At 60.6% G+C, this 3,436-nt stretch carries 2 protein-coding genes and 1 pseudogene; all 3 read left to right on the top strand.

Annotation, left to right across the window (positions count from 1 at the left end):
* Positions 1–416, top strand: a 416-nt coding sequence (locus EV657_RS21270; RefSeq protein ID WP_134079854.1) for an IS5 family transposase, incomplete at its 5' end; no start/stop codon positions are given.
* Positions 417–492: 76 nt separating this feature from the next.
* A complete protein-coding gene (locus EV657_RS21265; RefSeq protein WP_166673770.1) occupies positions 493–1,734 on the top strand; it encodes a UvrD-helicase domain-containing protein in 1,242 nt (413 codons plus the stop codon).
* Between the two features lie 148 nt (positions 1,735–1,882).
* Positions 1,883–3,054, top strand: a pseudogene (locus tag EV657_RS21260) (IS5 family transposase).
* Positions 3,055–3,436 lie beyond the last annotated feature (382 nt).

Below are 3,436 nucleotides of genomic sequence, written 5' to 3'. Positions count from 1 at the left end.
GTCAGATCGGGCGGACGAAGGGCGGGATGAACACCAAGCTGCACGCCGTTGCCGATGCCAAGGGGCGACCGATCTGGTTCTTCGTGTCTGCTGGTCAGGTCAGCGATTACACCGGCGCGGCGGCACTGCTGGGCAGCCTGCCGAAAGCGGGCTGGCTGTTGGCAGATCGGGGATATGACGCTGATTGGTTCAGAGAAGCATTGAAAGACAAGGGGATAAAGGTCTGCATCCCCGGCCGGAAGTCCCGCAAAAAGACCGTCAAATATGACAAGCGGCGCTACAAACGGCGCAACCGCATCGAGATCATGTTCGGCAGGCTCAAGGACTGGCGGCGCGTCGCCACCAGGTACGACCGGTGCCCGGAAACCTTCTTCTCCGCGATCATGCTCGCTGCAACGGTCTTGTTCTGGCTTTGATCAAGAACGAGTCCTGAGCCTAACACACACGAACGCGGGGGTCGCTGCGCTCCGGCATCGGTTGTCGAGACATCGGGTGCAGCAAGATCGATACCGGCTATCGACGATCGATGGCTGGGCCCTTCGCATTCTGAAGACCTTTCCTGCGCGATCCGGGATCGCTCCCGCTCACCTCGACCTCGAGGATGCCAGACGAGATTACCCGGTGATTAAGACGGCAATCGCGCATTTTCTCTCCGGTCGGCATATCGACGAAGTGCTTTCCGCAAGCTACAGCCGGGTCATCGTCGACGAGTATCAGGACTGTGACCCCGATCAGCATTCCGTGGTCTGTCATCTCGCAACCATTCTGCCTACCGTCATCCTCGGCGATCCGATGCAGGAAATTTTCAACTGGCGGGGCCACCACCCAAATTGGGATGCCGACGTTCTCGGCACTTTTCCATTGGTCGCGGAACTGACGCGGCCATGGCGATGGGAAAATGCTGGCGCCCATGAGCTCGGGACCTGGCTGCTCGAGGCGCGTCGCACGTTGAAGGCTGGTGATCGGATCGACCTGCTAACTGCGCCCGACGATGTCGACTGGGTCCATCTGGACGGTACGAACGATCAAGAAAAGCAGCGCCTTGCCTGCCTCACTCGGTCTCCGCAAGCCGGAGGGGAGGTCTTAATTATGACGGGAGGGACACAAAAAGGTCTGCAGCGGAGGCTAGCAAAGCAAACACCTGGCGCTGTAACCGTCGAGGCTGTTGATCTCACAGACGTTACGGACTTCGCGAGCGAGATCGATCTCGTCGCCCCAGGGAACCTCGAAGCCGCACTCGACTTCGCTTTCGCGGTCATGACGGGGATCGACCGGCAGAGCATTGCTCTCCGAGCCACAACGATTGCCGCTGATCGAAACCGGACGCCACCCGAGGCGCACGAACTTGCGGCCATCAAATACCGGGAAGTTGGGGATGCAGAATCCCTTATCGCCCTATTCGATGCACTAGAGGCCACGCAGGGTACTCGAACTTTCCGGCCGGAGATCCTGCGCACTTGCATCAAGGCTCTCCGATCGTCCGGTCCCGATGTGGGCTTTCTGGACGCCGCCAAACGCATCCGTGAACAGCAACGCATCCTCGGGCGGCTCCTCCCGAAGAAAGCAGTGGGCAGTCCGCTCCTGCTCAAGGGGCTCGAGGGCGATGTAGCGGTCATCTTGGATGCCAGCGACTTCGACCGCAATGCCCTGAAAAACAGGAAGAACCTCTACGTCGCGATGACTCGAGGCTCCAGGAAACTTGTTGTTTGCTCGTCGACGCACCTCCTGGGGTAATATGGTCAGGCAGAATTCCACCTGACGGGCCTTGACCGTGCCGACAAGATAGTTGTGATCCACTAGCAGGCCGCTGAAAAACTCCCGCCTCGACGTCTGACGTGGAACATGATTCACCGTCGCCACTAAGATGACGACGGAGTGTGGGATGCGTGGATCAGATCAGGTGACGGGCTCGCTGTTCAGCTACGTCGATCTCGAGGTGCGCATTCCGGTGCGACACCCGCTGCGCAAGATCAGGGCCGTTGTCAACGACGCACTGCGCTTCCTGAATGCAGAGTTCGACCGCCTTTACGCGGGTGAGGGCCGCCCCTCGATCGTGCCGGAACGATTGATCCGGGCCAGCCTGCTGCAAATCCTCTACTCGATCCGGTCCGAGCGGCAGCTCATGGAGCAGATGGACTACAAATTACTGTTCCGCTGGTTCGTGGGCCTTGGGATCGATGACGCTGTCTGGGTCCCGACCGTGTTCACGAAGAACCGCGACCGGCTGCTGACCACGGACATGTCGCGCAAGATCATGGCCGCCATTCTGGCGCATCGCGAGGTGGCACCGCTGCTGTCGGACGACCATTTCTCGGTCGACGGCACCCTTGTGAAGGCCTGGGCGTCAATGAAGAGTTTCCAGCCGAAGGAAAGAGCGACGTTGGGCGGGGACGAGGGTCCCGGCGATCCGCCAGATGGCAGCGCGCCGCGCACATCTTCCTCTGACCAGTCCACCGCCGAGCCCGACCCGATGACCCGCCCCACACGCCGCAACCGTAACGCCGAGTCGACTTCCGTGGCGAACGACGGTCGAACGCGACCCATGCTTCGATGACCGATCCGGAGGCCCGGCTGTTCAAGAAATCCCGCCGCGCCGGCGCCATGCTGTGCTTCATGGGGCACAGCATGATGGAGAACCGCTCCGGTCTAATCGTGCAGGCCGACCTGACGCGGGCGGACGGCCACGCCGAGCGGCGTGCTGCCATCGATATGCTTCACCGCCACTCGCCGGGATCGACCCGGCGCCTGACCCTGGCAGCGGACCGCGGTTCCGACAGCGCCGACTTCGTCGCCGAGCCGCGCCAAATGGTGGTCACGCCGCATGTCGCCCAGAAGTCCCGGCACTCCGCCATCGACGGCAGAACCACCCGGCACCCCGGCTACGCCAAGTCACAGCGGCGCCGGAAGAAGATCGAGGAACCTTTCGGCTGGGCCAAAACCGTCGGCGGCATGGCGCAGACCCTGTACCGCGGCATCGAGCGCGTACGGGCCCGCTTCACCTTGGCGATGGCGGCCTGCAACCTCGCGAGGCTGCCGAAACTGCTGGCTAACTGAGCCGGCAAGCGGCTACTCGGACTGCCGGTTCGCAAACCAGGCTGCATCGAGCTCCTGCTCAAGGGAAACCCTTCCTCACTGCAGACTTTTTCAGCGACCTGCTAGGCCAGGTAGTGAGGCCTCCGAGCACAAGTGCCACCTTATTATTGGAGTCAAGCGAATCCTGTTTCGGCTCCTACATCTCTGAGCGCAGACCACGGCCACAGCAAATCTGAGAAATAATATTTCCTAGAATGAGTTATAGGCAATATCGCATTCCGGAGAGCTTATGCATGCCTACCTTTAACCCCACATTCTCCAAGTAAGTCGCTGATTTCGCTGTCGTAATCGTGATATTTCGCATATAAATCATGGCGTTGACGGCTGCGAGGGGCGCGTTTCA

Source organism: Rhodovulum visakhapatnamense, assembly GCF_004365965.1.
Taxonomy (GTDB): Bacteria; Pseudomonadota; Alphaproteobacteria; order Rhodobacterales; family Rhodobacteraceae; genus Rhodovulum; species Rhodovulum visakhapatnamense.
The sequence above is the reverse complement of the archived record's forward strand: the minus strand, read 5'-3'. Positions and strand labels throughout refer to the sequence as shown.